The sequence below is a fragment of the Parasphingopyxis sp. CP4 genome (assembly GCF_013378055.1).
Taxonomy (GTDB): Bacteria; Pseudomonadota; Alphaproteobacteria; order Sphingomonadales; family Sphingomonadaceae; genus Parasphingopyxis.
This window is the reverse complement of sequence record NZ_CP051130.1, coordinates 188,467-204,190: the sequence shown is the minus strand read 5'-3', so window position 1 is coordinate 204,190 and position 15,724 is coordinate 188,467. Positions and strand designations below refer to the sequence as shown.

The 15,724-nt window shown below is 57.4% G+C and carries 16 protein-coding genes and 1 tRNA gene; 9 read left to right on the top strand and 8 right to left on the bottom strand.

Annotated features, from left to right (window positions below; genetic code table 11):
- Nucleotides 1-12: 12 nt before the first annotated feature.
- Entirely contained in the window at nucleotides 13-783 is a 771-nt protein-coding gene (locus HFP51_RS00990) for a molybdopterin-dependent oxidoreductase (protein WP_176873903.1), read from the bottom strand.
- The gene (locus HFP51_RS00985) at nucleotides 783-1,670 is read right to left on the bottom strand and encodes a cytochrome b/b6 domain-containing protein (protein WP_176873902.1); all 888 of its coding nucleotides are present in this window, start codon (nucleotides 1,668-1,670) and stop codon (nucleotides 783-785) included. The genes HFP51_RS00990 and HFP51_RS00985 overlap by 1 nt, the downstream gene beginning before the upstream one ends.
- A gap of 306 nt (nucleotides 1,671-1,976) precedes the next feature.
- Between HFP51_RS00985 and HFP51_RS00980 the strand changes: the two genes are divergently transcribed.
- The 4 genes from HFP51_RS00980 (at nucleotide 1,977) to HFP51_RS00965 (ending at nucleotide 4,161) form a co-directional block, all read left to right on the top strand.
- Nucleotides 1,977-2,147, top strand: a complete 171-nt coding sequence (locus HFP51_RS00980) for a hypothetical protein (RefSeq protein ID WP_176873901.1) — start codon at nucleotides 1,977-1,979, stop codon at nucleotides 2,145-2,147.
- Nucleotides 2,147-2,899: a PspA/IM30 family protein gene (locus HFP51_RS00975; RefSeq protein ID WP_255454745.1), complete on the top strand. Its 753-nt coding sequence runs from the start codon at nucleotides 2,147-2,149 to the stop codon at nucleotides 2,897-2,899. Before HFP51_RS00980 ends, HFP51_RS00975 begins: the two co-directional genes overlap by 1 nt.
- Nucleotides 2,900-2,916: 17 nt before the next feature.
- Nucleotides 2,917-3,246 (top strand): PspC domain-containing protein, encoded by a 330-nt coding sequence (locus HFP51_RS00970; RefSeq protein WP_176873900.1) that lies wholly within the window; start codon nucleotides 2,917-2,919, stop codon nucleotides 3,244-3,246.
- 120 nt (nucleotides 3,247-3,366) lie between these two features.
- Nucleotides 3,367-4,161, top strand: a complete 795-nt coding sequence (locus HFP51_RS00965; RefSeq protein ID WP_176873899.1) for a TIGR03084 family metal-binding protein — start codon at nucleotides 3,367-3,369, stop codon at nucleotides 4,159-4,161.
- 317 nt (nucleotides 4,162-4,478) lie between these two features.
- Here the strand turns inward: HFP51_RS00965 and HFP51_RS00960 are convergent, their stop codons facing one another.
- Both HFP51_RS00960 and HFP51_RS00955 read right to left on the bottom strand, forming a co-directional pair.
- On the bottom strand, nucleotides 4,479-4,907 hold the full coding sequence (locus tag HFP51_RS00960; RefSeq protein WP_176873898.1) for a VOC family protein: 429 nt from the start codon (nucleotides 4,905-4,907) through the stop codon (nucleotides 4,479-4,481).
- A gap of 131 nt (nucleotides 4,908-5,038) precedes the next feature.
- On the bottom strand, nucleotides 5,039-5,473 hold the full coding sequence (locus tag HFP51_RS00955; RefSeq protein ID WP_176873897.1) for a hypothetical protein: 435 nt from the start codon (nucleotides 5,471-5,473) through the stop codon (nucleotides 5,039-5,041).
- 286 nt (nucleotides 5,474-5,759) lie between these two features.
- On the opposite strand from HFP51_RS00955, the gene HFP51_RS00950 reads away from it, so the two are divergent.
- Together HFP51_RS00950 and HFP51_RS00945 are read left to right on the top strand one after the other, a co-directional pair.
- Nucleotides 5,760-6,146, top strand: a complete 387-nt coding sequence (locus HFP51_RS00950; RefSeq protein ID WP_176873896.1) for a hypothetical protein — start codon at nucleotides 5,760-5,762, stop codon at nucleotides 6,144-6,146.
- Nucleotides 6,147-6,256: 110 nt separating this feature from the next.
- Nucleotides 6,257-7,063 carry a class I SAM-dependent methyltransferase gene (locus HFP51_RS00945; RefSeq protein WP_176873895.1) on the top strand — a complete coding sequence of 269 codons (807 nt, stop codon included), beginning with the start codon at nucleotides 6,257-6,259 and terminating at the stop codon, nucleotides 7,061-7,063.
- A 301-nt stretch (nucleotides 7,064-7,364) separates the two neighbouring features.
- On the opposite strand, the gene HFP51_RS00940 is transcribed toward HFP51_RS00945, so the two are convergent.
- Nucleotides 7,365-7,438 (bottom strand) — tRNA-Gln (locus tag HFP51_RS00940).
- Between the two features lie 146 nt (nucleotides 7,439-7,584).
- On the opposite strand from HFP51_RS00940, the gene HFP51_RS00935 reads away from it, so the two are divergent.
- Together HFP51_RS00935 and HFP51_RS00930 are read left to right on the top strand one after the other, a co-directional pair.
- The gene (locus tag HFP51_RS00935) at nucleotides 7,585-8,646 is read left to right on the top strand and encodes a Ppx/GppA phosphatase family protein (protein ID WP_255454742.1); all 1,062 of its coding nucleotides are present in this window, start codon (nucleotides 7,585-7,587) and stop codon (nucleotides 8,644-8,646) included.
- Nucleotides 8,643-9,284, top strand: a complete 642-nt coding sequence (locus HFP51_RS00930) for an RlmE family RNA methyltransferase (protein WP_176873894.1) — start codon at nucleotides 8,643-8,645, stop codon at nucleotides 9,282-9,284. The genes HFP51_RS00935 and HFP51_RS00930 overlap by 4 nt, the downstream gene beginning before the upstream one ends.
- Here HFP51_RS00930 and HFP51_RS00925 read toward each other — a convergent pair.
- The 3 genes from HFP51_RS00925 to HFP51_RS00915 form a co-directional block, all read right to left on the bottom strand.
- Nucleotides 9,281-10,048 (bottom strand): DsbA family protein, encoded by a 768-nt coding sequence (locus HFP51_RS00925; RefSeq protein WP_176873893.1) that lies wholly within the window; start codon nucleotides 10,046-10,048, stop codon nucleotides 9,281-9,283. The two genes, HFP51_RS00930 and HFP51_RS00925, sit on opposite strands and share 4 nt — an antisense overlap.
- A gap of 19 nt (nucleotides 10,049-10,067) precedes the next feature.
- Complete coding sequence (locus HFP51_RS00920; protein WP_255454740.1) at nucleotides 10,068-11,432, bottom strand: M48 family metalloprotease; 1,365 nt, start codon at nucleotides 11,430-11,432, stop codon at nucleotides 10,068-10,070.
- 92 nt (nucleotides 11,433-11,524) lie between these two features.
- Nucleotides 11,525-13,945: an Rne/Rng family ribonuclease gene (locus HFP51_RS00915; RefSeq protein ID WP_255454738.1), complete on the bottom strand. Its 2,421-nt coding sequence runs from the start codon at nucleotides 13,943-13,945 to the stop codon at nucleotides 11,525-11,527.
- A gap of 506 nt (nucleotides 13,946-14,451) precedes the next feature.
- Here HFP51_RS00915 and HFP51_RS00910 point away from each other — a divergent pair.
- A complete protein-coding gene (locus tag HFP51_RS00910) occupies nucleotides 14,452-15,711 on the top strand; it encodes an N-acetylmuramoyl-L-alanine amidase (protein WP_176873891.1) in 1,260 nt (419 codons plus the stop codon).
- Nucleotides 15,712-15,724: the final 13 nt, after the last annotated feature.

Here is a 15,724-nt window from a genome sequence, read left to right as displayed (position 1 = left end):
CGCCCATCGCTGCTAAATACCGGCATACCAGGCGTAATTGCCATTATCTTCCCAATAGCCGCCCTTGCCGCCGTAAATATCGTCAAAGCTCTCAACCGCTTCCAGCCGCATCACGAATTTCGCATGCTTATAGCCGAGCTGGCGTTCGATACGGGCCCGCAGCGGGGCGCCATGGCGTTCGGGAACATCTTCGCCGTTCATGCCATAGGCCAGGATAGTCTGCTGGTGATAAGCATCGATCAGGTCGACACTCTCATAATAGGGCCGGTTCTGTGAGCCATAGGTGTCGGCACAATGGAACACGATATAATTGGCCCGCTCCCGCAGCACCGCGAGGTCGAGAATGTGCGAAAGCGGCGTCCCGGTCCATTGGCCAATCGCGCTCCACCCTTCGACGCAATCGTGACGCGTGATCTGCGTCCGGCTTGGCATCTGGCGAAGATCAGTCAGCGAGAGTGAGAGCGGTCGTTCGACCAGACCATCGACCTGCAGACGGAAATCGCGAAAGCCGTTGGCGAGCATTGTCTGATAATCTTCGCCCTGCGCTGTATCAGCCGTGCGGCTGCCATTGGCACGGAAGCGGGGCGAAATCTCGGCCAACGAAAATTCTCGAGCCAAAGCCTGGCGGTCCGTGATCAATCGCTGGGCTCGCATCGTCAGGCCTTCGGCAGAACCAAGGATATTCTTGACCCGATCACTCCGACTCCAACTATCGCAGCCGGCGAGCAGGACGGAACTGCCAAGACCGGCAATCAATTTGCGGCGATTGGTGATGATAGACATCAGGCGGACTCCTCTGCGGATACTGCGGGTTCAGATGCGGGCTCGGGCTTCTCTTTCCGGTGTTTCGGTAGGTGGAACCGACCCGTAATCATGGAGCGGATCTCGTTCAGCGGCCCGGCGAGCACGACCATCACCAAGTGCAGCGCGATGAAGGAGGTGATCAGGAATGCGACAATGAAGTGGATGGATCGCGCAGATTGCCGGCCGCCAAATATGTCGAGCAGCCACGGCCAGGCCGCATTCATCGTTGGCGACATGGTGAGGCCGGTCAGCACGATTAGCGGTAACAGCACGAAGAGCACGATCAGGTAGCTGAGCTTTTGCAGGATATTATAGTTGAGTGCGGCTGCCCCGGTTGGGAAACGCAACCGGGCATGCTCCTTGATGTCATGCCAGATGTGGCGGAGCGATAACTCCTCGCGCTTCGGCGCAAGATCTCGCTGCACGTGGCGATTGCCGAAGCTCCAGAACCAATAGGCGAGCCCGCCAAGCACGAAGATCCAGGCAAAGAAGAAATGCCACAGGCGACCCGTAGCGAGACTGTAATAGCCCGGAATGGTCGACCAATGCGGAAAAGCGCGGGTCGAAATGTCACCATCCGGTTCCGTCCAACGGCCCAGCACACCGGTTGTGTCCCAGCGCCAATTGCCAATTTCGAGATAGCCGCGATCATCTTCTTCATAAATTTCCAGCCATGCGTCGTCGAAATTCGCGCCATAGCTGCCCCAGTAGAGGCGCGGATGGGCATTGAAGATTGAAAGGCCGCTCATCAGCAGGACGATGATCGCTACGGCGTTTGTCCAGTGCCATATCCGGGTCGATAGGCGATGTCGCTTTACCAGTTCCCCGGGCTGCGGTTCTGCTGCCTCATCTGTATCGTTCGCCATGCGATAGCCCCTTCTTCAGTTCGGTTATCGGTGAGTTCGCCCGATATGGCCAGCTTGTTACAGCTTGGCTCCAGGATATTGGATATCGCAGTTCTCCAGCCACCCATAGCTGCACCAATGATCAGTGCTATCGATTGGTGCAATTTCCCACATCTCAGGATTCCGTCCGTGCGGCGTGGTATGCAATCTCCATCAATATCCTGTTTTTATGCGATTTTCCAAAACTGGCACGCCTCCTGCTTAGTATGGGGCGTTACCGGCACAAGTCGGAACAACAGGAAGCAGCCAAGGTTCAGGAGACCTACAATGAATGACCAACTCGGATTGCAACACCGCCTAGTCGCCGTAGTTTCAGCAGCCGCCGTTTCGGCAATGTGCATCTTCGGCACAGTCGCTCCGGTTCATGCTGATAGCAGCAGCGACCAGGTTCAGATCGTATCCACGACCACCACCACCAACCAGGAAAACGTAGCATAATGGCAACTCGGCTCGATCTTGCACCGGTAGACACCGGATCCTCATCCAGAATGGACTATGCACTGCCGGCGATTAGCAGCCGGAGCGCACGGCTCTTCTCTCGGATGCGGGACATAATGGCCGCCAATCTTGGCGAGATGCTCGATCGCAGCCCGGAACCCGAGCAGATGATCCGCATGATCATTTGTGAGATGGAAGAGACGCTGGTTCATGCTCGCGCCTCAACCGCCAAACTGATTGCCGATCACAAGGAGATGCTCCGGGCCCAGGACGGCCTGGCGAAGATCGCCGAAGATTGGCATGAAAAAGCACTGCTCGCCATTTCACGGGATCGTGACGATCTCGCCCGCCAGGCCCTGGTTGAAAAGGGCAAGGCCGATGCGCGAGCCACGGAAATCGCTATGGAAACGGCAACGCTTGGCAAGTCCATCGATGCCAACCATGCTGATATTCACCGCCTCCAGTCCAAGCTGAGCGAAGCCTGCCGCAAGCGCAGCAACATTCGCGCGCGGCTGGAATCAGCGGAAAACAGTATTCGCCTGAGAGAGCTCGTTAATGGCGGCGCGATGCAGGATGCATTTGCGCGCTTCGATGCCCTTGAACGCACAGTTGACGAGGCTGAGGGCCATGCCGAAGCGGCAGCCCTGGGCATCGAACCGGAACCGCGTTTCGAAGACGATCCTGTCGTCGCCGCGCGCATTGATGCCGAGCTCGATGAGCTCCGGAAAACCAACGGCCGCCCGGCCGCATAAGATAGCAAGGGAGAAGCATGATGGGATATCGGTACGAAAAAAGCGCAGTGGTAAAGCAGCAGCGCCGGATCCTCGGCGTGTGCGCCGCGATCGGCAACTCGCTTGGTATTCGCGCACTATGGGTACGCATCGCAGCCGTCGCCCTCACGATCATCGTGACGGGTTGGACGATCCCAGCCTATCTGATTGCCGGTTGGGCGCTGCATCGCGCCGAAACCAATCGCCGTGCCAACATCACGCGCGAAACCCGGCACATCAGCCACCATCGTCATCATATCTCGGATAGCAGCCGCCTGCTCGCCAGCCGCGACAGCACCCTGTCCCGCGAGATTGACGCTCTGCGCTAATCCAAAACCCCGGTCCGGCTCCTCACGCAGAGCCGGACCGTTCTTGTAATTGCGTTACCCCAACGTCTATCGCTACCGATGATGAGAGCCTCTCATCAACTCAGATAGGTAGTGAAGCGAATGGACCAGGCCCATGATTTCTTGCGCGAATGCCGGGCGGTAGAAGCGCTGATTGCCCCGCTGGGCCCAGAAGATTTTGGTCGGACCACCGGCTTTAAATCCTGGACGATCGACCAAATCCTCCGACACCTCCATGTTTGGAACCATGCGGCGCAGCTCTCGCTGACCGACGAAGATGCGTTTCGATCCTGGATGACCGTGGCGACCCAGTCGATTGGCGGCGGCAGCATGCCGGATTTTGAAGAGCAATGGCTCGAGGGCGCATCCGGACAACCGCTCTTCGATATCTGGCGGGAGGCGTTTCCGAAGGTCGCCGAGAGTTTTGCCGAAGCGGATCCCTCCCAGCGCGTTCCCTGGGTCGGACCGGGCATGAGTGCGCGATCCTCAATCACCGCGCGCCTGATGGAAACCTGGGCGCATAGCCAGGCCATTTATGACGAGCTGGGGATCGAGCGCGAGAATGGCGATCATATCCGCAACATCGTCGTGCTCGGCTTCAATACCTATGGTTGGACCTTCGCCAATCGGAAGATGGACGTTCCGGAACCACGGCCACAGCTGGTTCTGACGGCACCATCGGGCGAGATCTGGACCTATGGCAAAGAAGCCGGTGAGGAGAAGATTGAAGGCCTGGCCGAACAATTTTGTCAGGTCGTTACGCAAACCCGCAATACTGCCGATACCGAGCTTGTCGTGACCGGACCCAATGCCAAGCATTGGATGAATATTGCGCAGTGCTTCGCGGGGCCGCCCAATGATCCACCGAATCCCGGTCTGCGAAAGATGCGGGTTTAGCGGCCAAGCGGTTCACTGCTGCGCTGACGCTGGCGGATCAGAATTATGGCCTTCCATTGTTGGAACAAAAATAGAACAACCATTTCTGCCAACATGGAGAACCGTTGTGATCTTGGTTGATCCGTCCCTTATTGGGGCAACCGCAATACTAGTATTTGCCGTGTCATCCTTAGTCTGGTCGATTAGGCGCAGACGTTAATCCCCTTCGTCCGGTCTCAGATGATCGAATTTTCGAATACAGATACGCTTATGGTGCCCAATGTCTGCTATTGGCCGAAAGCAGACATTCAACGTCGCGAGTAAATCCAAATAGATTTCTAGATCCAGCCGGGCGCGTGGACGAGCTCGAGTTTCATTCCGTCTGGGTCCTCGAAGAAGACCGCATAATAGTCGCCTGAATAGTCAGGATAGTGAGCTGGCGCATCTAAAACTGTAATTCCAATTTCGATCAGGCGTTTGTGCCATTGATCGACCTGTTCCTGGCTGTCTGCCCGCCAAGCAAGGTGGTGCAGACCCGGGGCGTATCGTCGATGGGAGTGCGAACGATCTGTCTCAGAACAGGCTTTGATACCGATTGACGCACCGTGGGGCATGTCGGCCGTTGGCATTAGGTCCCACTCGCATGAGTCCGCTTCATCTCGAACCATTCGATAACCAAGAAATTCGAGGAACGGACCGTAGACGCAAGCTGAAGCTGCAACATCGCTAACATTCAGATCGATATGATGGATCCCACCGCTCGCCATATCTTCAACATAGCATTAGCCAGGGAAAGGAAAACACCGCGTCTAGCCAATCTTGTCACTAGACGTCCGCTTTGGGTGGTTAGCGGACATTCCAAGATAGTGTCAGGACTGAATCGGTATTCGGGGTCACACTAAGCGAACGTTTCGTGTATCTGGGATTTGCTTCGCCGGCGGATGGTCTTGATTAGAATCAGGTTCAGCCCGGGCCATAGGAAGATTATGACCATCCACCAATTGTTTGCTGGTGATTGACCCGCTGAAAAAACGATAAGCAAAAAAATGGCCGCAATGGTGAGAACCACTCCGTTGACCCGCGTCAATACCTGGTGCCGCGTATCGATCTTCAGGAAGACATTTGCGAAAAACACACATGCATAACTCGCCAGCAGGACCAATGCCAAAACGATGCTGACCAATCCTACACCAGAACCAGATTCTGAAGGTGTGCTGATTGCAAGCACTACCACGCTCAGCAAGAACAACGCGCCCAACAACCCGTTGGAGATCTTAAGCGTCCAAAAGCAGAGCCATGCGAGACGGTCCGGTGCGTGCAGGTCGGTCTTCATCTCAATTGTGGCTATGCCGCTTTCCGTATCGGGTCAATCAACTGCACGGCAGTTATCAAATGCATGACGAACATTGTCCGCTTTGGGTGGAAAGCGGACCATAGTTGGCCGGTGATAAACCCGCTTTATCTACACGAACAAATCAGCCATTCCTTCAATATGCCGACGATAATCTTCAGGAATGATTGCGATGAGCAGTTGGTGCTGGTGATTGAACCAGCTGACGAAGAAGTGAAGATACCACAACTAGGATGCGCAGGTATTCGTTTCTCTCAGCCAGAGGACGGTGACGAGAGATACCATTCAACTGTCTCTGAGGGAAAAAATTTCATTCTGGTGTCCCGTCGACAGTTATGAGATCGATGTCATTGCTGCATCCGCAAGTGAAAAGTTGATGCGGGACATTTGTGTCAATGGGGGCTGGTGCGGCGGAATTGTGAATGGGAAATTCACCACCGTCGATAGCTTGCTTCCATCATCAGGGAACATCACCGCTGATGAATTTGCAATCTTAACTGTCCGCGCTGATGGGTGGCCAGACAACACGCCTATTCCCGACAAACATCTGCATTATCTCGCCGCGAAATTCATCAAACACCTTGGCGCGTCAACGGTAGACGCATCCGTGTTGCATGCACAATCGCGGCTGCCCTTTGACACGTCCGCCGATTGATGTCCGCTTTGGGTGGAAAGGAGACATTGGCGATGTGCGCCGACCCGGCACTCAGTTTGGTCTATGAGATCTCAGATGATAGTACATGACGCACCCCGGGGGTGGTCCCAATGACAGAACAATCCAATGCCGATCAGATCAGAGCGCACGAACACGAAGCGTGGCAAGGCGCCGCGCCGCTCTATTCGGATTATATCGCTCCTTTCACGGCATTTAGTGGGCAGATTGCCTTGCACGATGAGATGGCGCCGATTGGAGCGGGGCAAAAGATCCTCGATGTCGGGAGCGGTACGGGGGATATTGCCGTCCAACTCCGTGATCGCGGTGCCCAGGTCACAGGAATAGACTTTGCGGCTGAAATGGTCGCAATCGCCACGGAGCGACATCAGGACATTGAGTTTCTCGAAGCTGATGTGGAAGAATTGCCCTTCGAAGATGACAGCTTTGATCGCGCTATAGTGAACTATACTGCGCATCATTTTGCCCGCCCTGAAAAAGCGTTTGCAGAACTGCGCCGCTGCCTCAAATCGGGCGCTCCCCTAACGATTGTGCATCCAATCCAAACCGAGCAACCATCATGGGGGTCCTTCGCATTGTCGCTGGCCGAAGCGGTTCCAAGCGATCCTCCCATTGGCGGTCCATTGCTAATGACTGATGATCCTCAGGCTTATGTCACCTTTTTGGCAGCAGCCGGTTTCCATGCGCCCCACGGCGAAAAGCGCACCAAGCAGACAACCATGGACACGTTGGACCCCATCATAAAAGGGGGCTGGGCTGTCGGGATGTTGGATCAACAAACGGATGCCGTCCAACAACAAGTGCTTGACGGCATCAACGACCGGGCAGCGCCCTATCGTATTGAGGATGGTAGCTATGCATTTCCAGACAATGTGCTCATTGCGCACGCGACCGCATAGAACATGATCTCAATGTCCGCTTTGGGCGCAAAGCAGACATTCGCGCTCACTCAAACAGCCGATAGTCGATGAAGTCACAACGGAGGATCTGTCGAACTTAGGCTGAAATGCGAAACTGCCTATTTAGTTAGGAAAGTTTGAAAGCCGAAGTTCCGTAGTGAAGCGAGTGCGCGAAATTTTCGGATGCCGGTCGAGCTCGCTGAACCGATCATCGATGCCCTTTTGGCCACTGGACTGGACCGTCCGGACTGGCTGCGCCCGCAGAGCCATTAACGGTTCTATTGGTAGCGGCAGAATAAACTGGATGCCCCGTGTGGATTCGAACCACAATTGACGGAGTCAGAGTCCGTAGTCTTACCATTAGACGACGGGGCAACCGGGAGGCGGCGACATAGGCATAGCGTCATTTGCTGTCAATCCGCTCGGCTTGCTCTGAGCCGCATATTTGCGCTAGTCTGCGCCCCAAGTACCGGCGGCATCAGCCGTATCGGAAAACATATTTGTTAGAAGAAGTATTCGGCGTGGACGACCATATCGCTGGCCCCAATCCGCAAACCGGTACCGCGTCAAGCGGTTCTGCTGATCAGCGCCACGCTTTCCCCACTCGCAATGGCCAGAAATTTTACAGCCGCCGCAGCTTTGGTGCGCTTGATCTGGGCACCAATAACTGCCGCCTTCTGGTCGCCCGCCCGGCTGAAGATGGCTTCACAGTCATCGACGCATTCTCACGCATTGTGCGGCTCGGCGAAGGCCTGTCGACGACCGGTCGGCTGAGCGATGGCGCGATCGAGCGGGCGATTGCCGCGCTTGCCATCTGCGCGGACAAATTGCGCCGCCGGCATGTCAGTCTTTCACGCTCGGTCGCTACAGAAGCCTGTCGCCGGGCCGCCAATGGACGCTATTTTGTGCGCCGCGTCCGCGAAGAAACCGGCATCGCGCTCGATATCATCAGCCCGCAGGAAGAAGCGCGGCTGGCGGTGCTCGGCTGCCACATCCTGCTGGAACCCGGCGAAGGGCCAGCCCTGATCTTCGATATTGGCGGCGGATCGACCGAGCTGGTGCTCATCGAACCGGGTGGCGAGGAACCAAAGATCCTGTCCTGGTACAGCGCGCCCTGGGGTGTCGTCAGCCTGGCCGAAAAGGAATTCAACGATCTGACGACACTTGAGGATCGGCTTGCCACCTATGAGCGCATGCGCAGCCGGGTTGCCGCAAGCTTTGCCGATTTCGCCTCCACCTTGCCAACAATTGGCTATCAGCCGCGCTTGCTGGGCACGAGCGGCACGGTCACGACATTGGCCAGTGTGCATCTTGGCCTCCCCAGCTATGATCGCAGCAAGATTGACGGGCTGGTGCTTCCGTCCGAAGCGCTGCGCGCCGTCAGCACGGATCTCGCACACAAATCAGTTGCCGAACGCGCCGAAGTGCCCTGTATCGGTGCCGAACGCGCAGATCTTGTCGTTGCGGGCTGCGCCATTTTGGAGGCAATCATGGATATCTGGCCGGCCGAACGGATCGGAATTGCCGATCGCGGCATTCGCGAAGGCATTTTGCGCTCCATGATGGCGAAAGAACGCCGATGAAACAGGTCAGAAAAGCGCGCGGGCGATCTGAATCGTCGCGTCGTTGGCTCGAACGCCAGCTCAACGATCCCTATGTCAAACGGGCTCAGATCGACGGCTATCGCGCGCGCTCCGCGTACAAATTGCTCGAGCTCGATGATCGCTTCGAGCTGCTGAAAGGCGCAGAGCGGATTGTTGACCTTGGCATTGCACCGGGCGGCTGGGCCCAAGTCGCGCGCCACAAAGCCCCGCACGCTAACATTGTCGGTATCGACCTCCTGCCCACCGATCCGATCGACGGTGTGACGATTTTCGAGATGGACTTTCTTGACGACACCGCGCCTGAAATCCTCACCAACGCGCTGGACGGCGACGCGGATCTCGTCATGTCGGACATGGCCGCCAATACCGTCGGTCATAAGCAAACCGATCATCTGCGAACCATGGCATTGGTCGAGGCTGCAGCATTATTTGCAACCGAAGTTTTGCGGCCGGGCGGTACGTTTATCGCGAAAGTATTGGCGGGCGGCGCAGACAATACACTCATCGCCGAGCTCAAGCGGAACTTCAAAACCGTAAAACACGCCAAACCGCCGGCGAGCCGCAAGGGCTCATCCGAATGGTATGTGATTGCGAAGGGCTTTAAGGGCCGCGACTAGTCGCCGGAAGCGGCCCGCGCTTCGGCGACGGCCTCGCGCAGTCGCTCATAACCAACTGCGCCGGACAATATCTGATCGCCGACGACAAACGCCGGGGTGCCCGTCAGCTGGAGCTGGCCAGCCATATTGCGATTGGCGACAATCTCTGCCTCTATCGCGGAATCCGAAATATCCCGCCGCACTTGTCCGGCATTCAAGCCGGCAGCGCGTTGCGCCTCGGCGATTGTTTCAGACCCGGGTCGTCCGGCATCGAACATCGCGCGATGGAAGGCATAATATTCGCTCTGCCGCGCCGCCGACAAACTGACCCGCGCCGCATCGACGCTTTCTTCGCTGAGAATGGGAAGCTCGCGGAATACGACGCGCAGATTATCATCTTCCTCCAACAACCGTTCGAGGTCCGGCAGGCTCGTCCGGCAGAAGCCACAGGCATAATCGAAAAACTCGACAATCGTGACATCGGCATCAGCGGCGCCAGCCCAGGCGCCTTCAAACGGCGTTTCGAGCTGGGTACGGATTCCAGAGATCATCTGCCCCATGCGGCGCTGCTGCAAGCGTTCCATTGCTTCAGGAATGATCTCAGGATTAGCCAATATATATTCGCGGATAACGGTTTCGAGCTCGGATCGCTCTAGACCAGCCGGGAGATTGACCGGCGTCTGGCCTTCCGCCGCTTCCGATCCATCGGAGCGAAACAGGAAGAAAACCGCAAATGCGGCGACCACAGCGACCGCACCGCCGAGAATGAATCGGTTGGCTTGCATAATCTCTTTCCGTTCTTCCTTACCGGCGGCGACGGCCGCCCTGTTCTTCGATCGCCGATTCAGCGATCAGCGCAATATCCTGTGCCCGTATCCAATCCGGCGTGCCGGTTGGAATGCCTTGCATCGCCTGGCGCGCATTAACCAAGGCTTCTTGGGGCGATCCCGCAAGTGTAGCATATTCGGCGGTAGCCAGATAGGCACGCGCCAGATCCCCTTCCTGCGAATAGATATAACCCAATCGACGCCAGGCGAAGGGATTGCGATTGTCGCGCTGGACCGCGGTCCGCAGAACGCGCCGGGCCTCGACCAGATGGTCCTCATCTTCGGTCGCAATCAGGGCATGGCCGAACAGCGAGGCAATCAGCGGATGATTGCGGGAGTTTGCAAGGGCCATGCGCAAATCGTCCAAGGCCTCTTCCGGGCGGCCAGATTCCAAAAGGACCTGCCCGCGAAGCTCACGAAAATAGGGATCTTCCGGATTGGTTTCCAAAAGTGCGTCAACCTCGGCCAGAGCGCGATCAACAAAGGCAAGTTTATGCCATGCATAGGCCCGGGCGTAGCGCGCCGGTACAGTCAGATCAGTTTCCGGATATGCAGTCAGTGTCTGCTCAGGATCGGACGCAAATCCGATCAGTTTCGCCCGGGCGCGCTGGAATCGAGCCTCGAGGGCGGGATCAGTCTCTATCTCCCAAGCGGGATCATTCTGGTACAACTCCTCCAGAATGGCGAGCCGTTCGCCGGTCAGCGGATGGGTGCGGTTATACGCATTTTCCTGCGGAATATTCAGGCGATATTCGATGTTCTGGAGACGCCGGAAAAAGGCCAGGCTGCCACGACCGCTTATGCCGGCTTCGGACAAATATTGTGCGCCGGCGAGATCTGTGGTCGCCTCCTGGGTCCGACTAAAGGCAAGGAAGTTGCCGATTGCGGCACGCGACCCCGCCGAGAGCATGGCCAGGCCTGCTTCTCCGGCGCCGGCAGCAATCGCCGCAGCGCCGAGGATCAACGAGAGGATGCTGATCCCACCAGCATCGCCTGCCGCTTCCTGGATCGCGATCGAGTGGCCGCCGGTGACATGGCCAATCTCATGCGCAATCACGCCCTGAACCTCATTGGCGTTGTCAGCCGCCATGATCAGGCCCGAATGAATGAAAACGCGCTGTCCACCCGCCACAAACGCGTTAATGCTCGAATCGCTGACCAAAACAATCTCGAAACCGCTAGGCTCAAGACCGGCCGCAACAATCAGTGGCGCCGCCATGTCATTGAGCAATGTCTCGGTTTCGGCATCGCGCAGGATGGACTGGGCAGCGACCGGGCGCACAACCAGCAATAGGCTGAGCACGATAACAAGCGACGCCCGCAAAATCGCGGCCGCTGGCATGGCGGATCTTAGGCGTCGCCCATTCATGGCAGCACAGTCAGGCGTTGTGCCTGAACCGGGGCTGAAAGGATGCCACCGCACGTCAATTATTCCTATTCGCCGAAGGTCCGCTGCCACCACCCACGCTTGGGCGGTTCATTGCTGCTAGCGTCGGGAGCCTCGGCAACCGGCGCTGTTTCAGCTGGCGCCGTGCCGCTACCATTAGCAGTCTCAGCTTTCTTGCGCGTGCGTTTGGGTTTCGATGCCGGCTCTTCAGCGGCTCCATTCGCAGCGCTTTCTTCGGTTTCGGCAGGTTCGGCCTTCTTGCGCGTGCGGCGGGGCTTCGGCTTTTCTTTCTCAGCTTCCGGAGCGGTATCTGCCGCAGCTTCGTCAGTCGCTGCTTCTACCTTGGGTTCTGCTTTTTTGCGGGTTCGGCGCTTCGGTTTTTCAGCCGGGGCCTCGGCAACTGCCTCGTCAGCAGATGTGTCCGCAGCGACTGGTTCAGCGTCGGCCGGCTTCTCAGTTGAACCGTCCTGTGCTTCGCCAGCAGAGGTGGATTTGCGTCGTCGACCGCCGCGACGACCGCGCCGCGATTTCTTCGGTGCCTGGCTGTCTTCGTCGCCATCCTTGCTCTGCTGTTCGGCGTCATCGGACTTTTCTTCGCCCTCTTTGGCAGTCTCAGCAGATTTCGGCTTGCCGCGACGGCCACGGCCACCTCGGCGTCCACGCCGACGGCGGGACCGCGGTTTTTCCTCGGCTTCTTCCTCTTCTTCGAATTCGTCGACGATATCTTCGTCATCGTCATCCAGCTCGAGCGGAACGATTTCGACCTTCTTGGTCGGCGGGGGGCCGGATGCGGTCACGTCCATCGCCGCACCTTCCAGCGTGCGTTCCGGCAGAACTTCGATCGAGACGCCGTAAAGCTCTTCGATCTCGCCGAGGTCCTTGCGCTTCGAATTGAGCACATAGACCGCAGCATCGCGCGAACAGGTCAACGACAAAGTTGATCCCTTGCCCTTTGCCGCTTCCTCTTCGAGCATACGAAGCGCGGACAATCCGGCTGACGCGGCGGTCCGCATCAGGCCCGTGCCTTCGCAGTGCGGACATTCGTGCGTCGATGCCTCAAGCACACCGGTCCGCAGACGCTGGCGGCTCATTTCGAGCAAACCAAAGGATGATATCCGTCCGACTTGGATACGCGCGCGGTCGGTCTTCAGCGCGTCCTTGAGGGCGCTTTCCACCTTCCGGTTGTTCGAGCGGTGATCCATGTCGATGAAATCAATCACGACCAGTCCGGCCATGTCACGCAGGCGCAGCTGGCGCGCAATTTCGCGCGCCGCTTCGATATTCGTCTTCAGTGCGGTCTGCTCAATATTATGCTCACGCGTCGAACGACCCGAGTTGATATCGATCGATACCAGGGCTTCGGTCGGGTTGATGACAAGATAGCCGCCGGATTTGAGCTGAACGACCGGCTGGTACATCGCACCGAGCTGATCTTCGACCTTGTAGCGCTGGAACAGCGGCGTCGCGTCGGCATATTGCCGTACCCGTCGAGCATGGCTCGGCATGAGGAGTTTCATGAAGGATTTTGCGGCTTTGTAGCCGTCTTCGCCTTCGACAAACACTTCCTGGATATCGCGATTATAAATGTCTCGGATCGCGCGTTTTATGAGATCGCTATCGGTATAGATCTTCGCAGGGGCAGTCGCACCTAGCGTTCCGTCGCGAATTTCGTCCCACAGGCGTGCAAGATAGGTGAAATCGCGTTTGATCTCAGTCTTGGTGCGGGTCATGCCAGCAGTGCGGACAATGCACCCCATCGTATCTGGCAGTTTCAGGTCCGAAATCACCGATTTAAGGCGTTTGCGATCCGACGCATTGGAGATTTTCCGGCTGATCCCGCCACCATGCGAGGTATTGGGCATAAGGACGCAATAGCGACCGGCCAGGGAAAGATAACTGGTCAGCGCTGCGCCCTTGTTGCCACGCTCTTCCTTGACGACCTGGACGAGCAGCACCTGACGGCGCTTGATGACATCCTGAATCTTGTAGCGACGGCGAAGGTCCATCCGGCGTTTGCGGATATTCTGAACAGACGGTTCGTCTTCCGGCTCTTCGTCGGCATCGGCATCACCGGTTTCTTCGACTTCGGCCTCGTCGCCGTCTTCGTCTTCGGCGTCGCTTTCGTCCTTTTCGGCCTGTTCTTCGTCTTCATCGTCACGAAGCTTGGCTTCTTCCTTAGCCTGCTCGACTTCTTCGGCGAGCAGCTTTTCCCGATCCTCTCTAGGGATCTGGTAATAGTCAGGATGGATTTCGCTAAAAGCGAGGAAGCCGTGACGATTGCCTCCATAGTCGACAAATGCCGCCTGCAGTGACGGTTCGACCCGGGTTACCTTAGCTAAATAGATATTGCCTTTGAGCTGCTTATGCTCTTCGGACTCGAAATCAAATTCTTCGATCCGATTGTTCTTGACGACGGCCACACGGGTCTCTTCCCGGTGGCGCGCATCGATCAACATACGCGTTGCCATGTAATTGTCTCCGAACATGTCGCGCTCGGCCTATTCGCGGGGCGGACATGTGAATTGATGAGAATGGGAGATTTGCGGCCGCGCGATGCAAGTCGGCATACGGCGTCGCGCCCATTCGGGGTGAATTGAGAAAAATCGCTTCTGCTGCAACGGCATGTCCGGCCTCGTGGGCGGGATGATGTGTCACGAACGAGGGGCGGCGCGGTTCGCGCATCGCCGGTCGATCGAGAAGTAAATGCCTCATGCAGCGTCAACCTGGTGGGCCGGGCGGAAATGCGCCGGCACTGTATAATAGGAAAGTTGCCATGCCGAACGGCACATTCAACCCCCTATTGCGGATGAGGGCTAGCAGCGCGGTTCGTACGCCGCAAGAAAAAGCGTCTCAAACATAGCCCATAAATCACGGGCAAAGATGGTAAACCCCGGTTTAACCCTACAATTTCACCGCGTTTTCAGGCGGCAAACCTATCCCGGCACCCGAGTTTGAATGAACAAGGGTAACCTTAATGACGCGTTTGCGCTGGACCAATGGGGGGATAGCACGGCAATATGGGGCCATGTCCCTTTTGCTCGCCATTTTTGCGATTGTCGGATGGCAGCCTGCATTGGCCACCGCCATCCAGGCCGTAGATGTCACGCCTGAGCGGATAACCGTGCAGTTTGACGATTATGTCGAAAATGCATCCGCATTCCTGCTCGACAACCCCTATCGGCTTGCAATTGACGTTGCCGGCGCCCGTGCTGGCCGCGATTCTGGTCGTGCCGGCCCAATCCGAGCAGTACGCCAGGGCCAATATGATCCCGAAACAGCGCGCGTCGTGCTTGATCTCGCCCGCCCCGTGATATTCAGCAATGGTTCGTTTTCGGACGATGGCCGCTCCTTCACGCTCGATATTCGACCGGCTAGCCGGATCCAGTTTGCAAGCGCTGCCGGGGCTGGCCGCGCCAGCTTCCTGCCGCCCATGGCGTTTCGTGCACGGCCACCTCGAGGTCGCGGTGAGCTGACGGTTCGTCTGCCGCGAGCGACGCCAGCGGGCGAAATGGAACTGCCAGAGGTTCAAGGACCGCGCGGCCGGCCACTGGTCGTGCTCGACGCCGGGCATGGGGGTCATGATCCCGGAGCGATCTCACCCTTTGGAAATCGGCATGAGAAAGATGCAACGCTCGCGATTGCGCGAGCCACGCGGGACGCTTTGCTGGCTTCCGGACGGGTGCGCGTTGCCCTGACCCGCGATGATGATCGCTTCCTGGTATTGCGGGAACGCTACGAAATTGCTCGTCGTTTGGGTGCCGAACTGTTCATCTCCATTCATGCCGATGCAGCGGAGAACAGAGAAGCGCGTGGTGCGACGATATATACGCTGTCGGAGGTTGCCTCTGACCAGGAAACAGCCCTTCTCGCCAGTCGCGAAAATGCAGCCGACATCATCAATGGCGTCAATCTTGGCGGCGCGGATGACGATGTCCGCTCCATCCTGATCGATCTGACACAGCGCGAAACAATGAATATCTCGGCCCGTTTTGCGTCCTTGCTGCGGCGCGAAGCCGGAGATTCGGTGCCATTCCGCAGCGATTATCATCGCTTCGCCGGATTTGCGGTGTTGAAGGCACCGGATATGCCATCGATCCTGTTTGAGTCTGGTTATCTCACTAACTCATCCGATGCGCGGCGCCTGTTTTCGCGCGACGGCCAGCGCGCCATCGCGCGCAGTCTATCGGGAGCGATCGAAACGCATTTCGCGCGCCAAACGACTAGCACCGACTAAACTCGGCATCCTG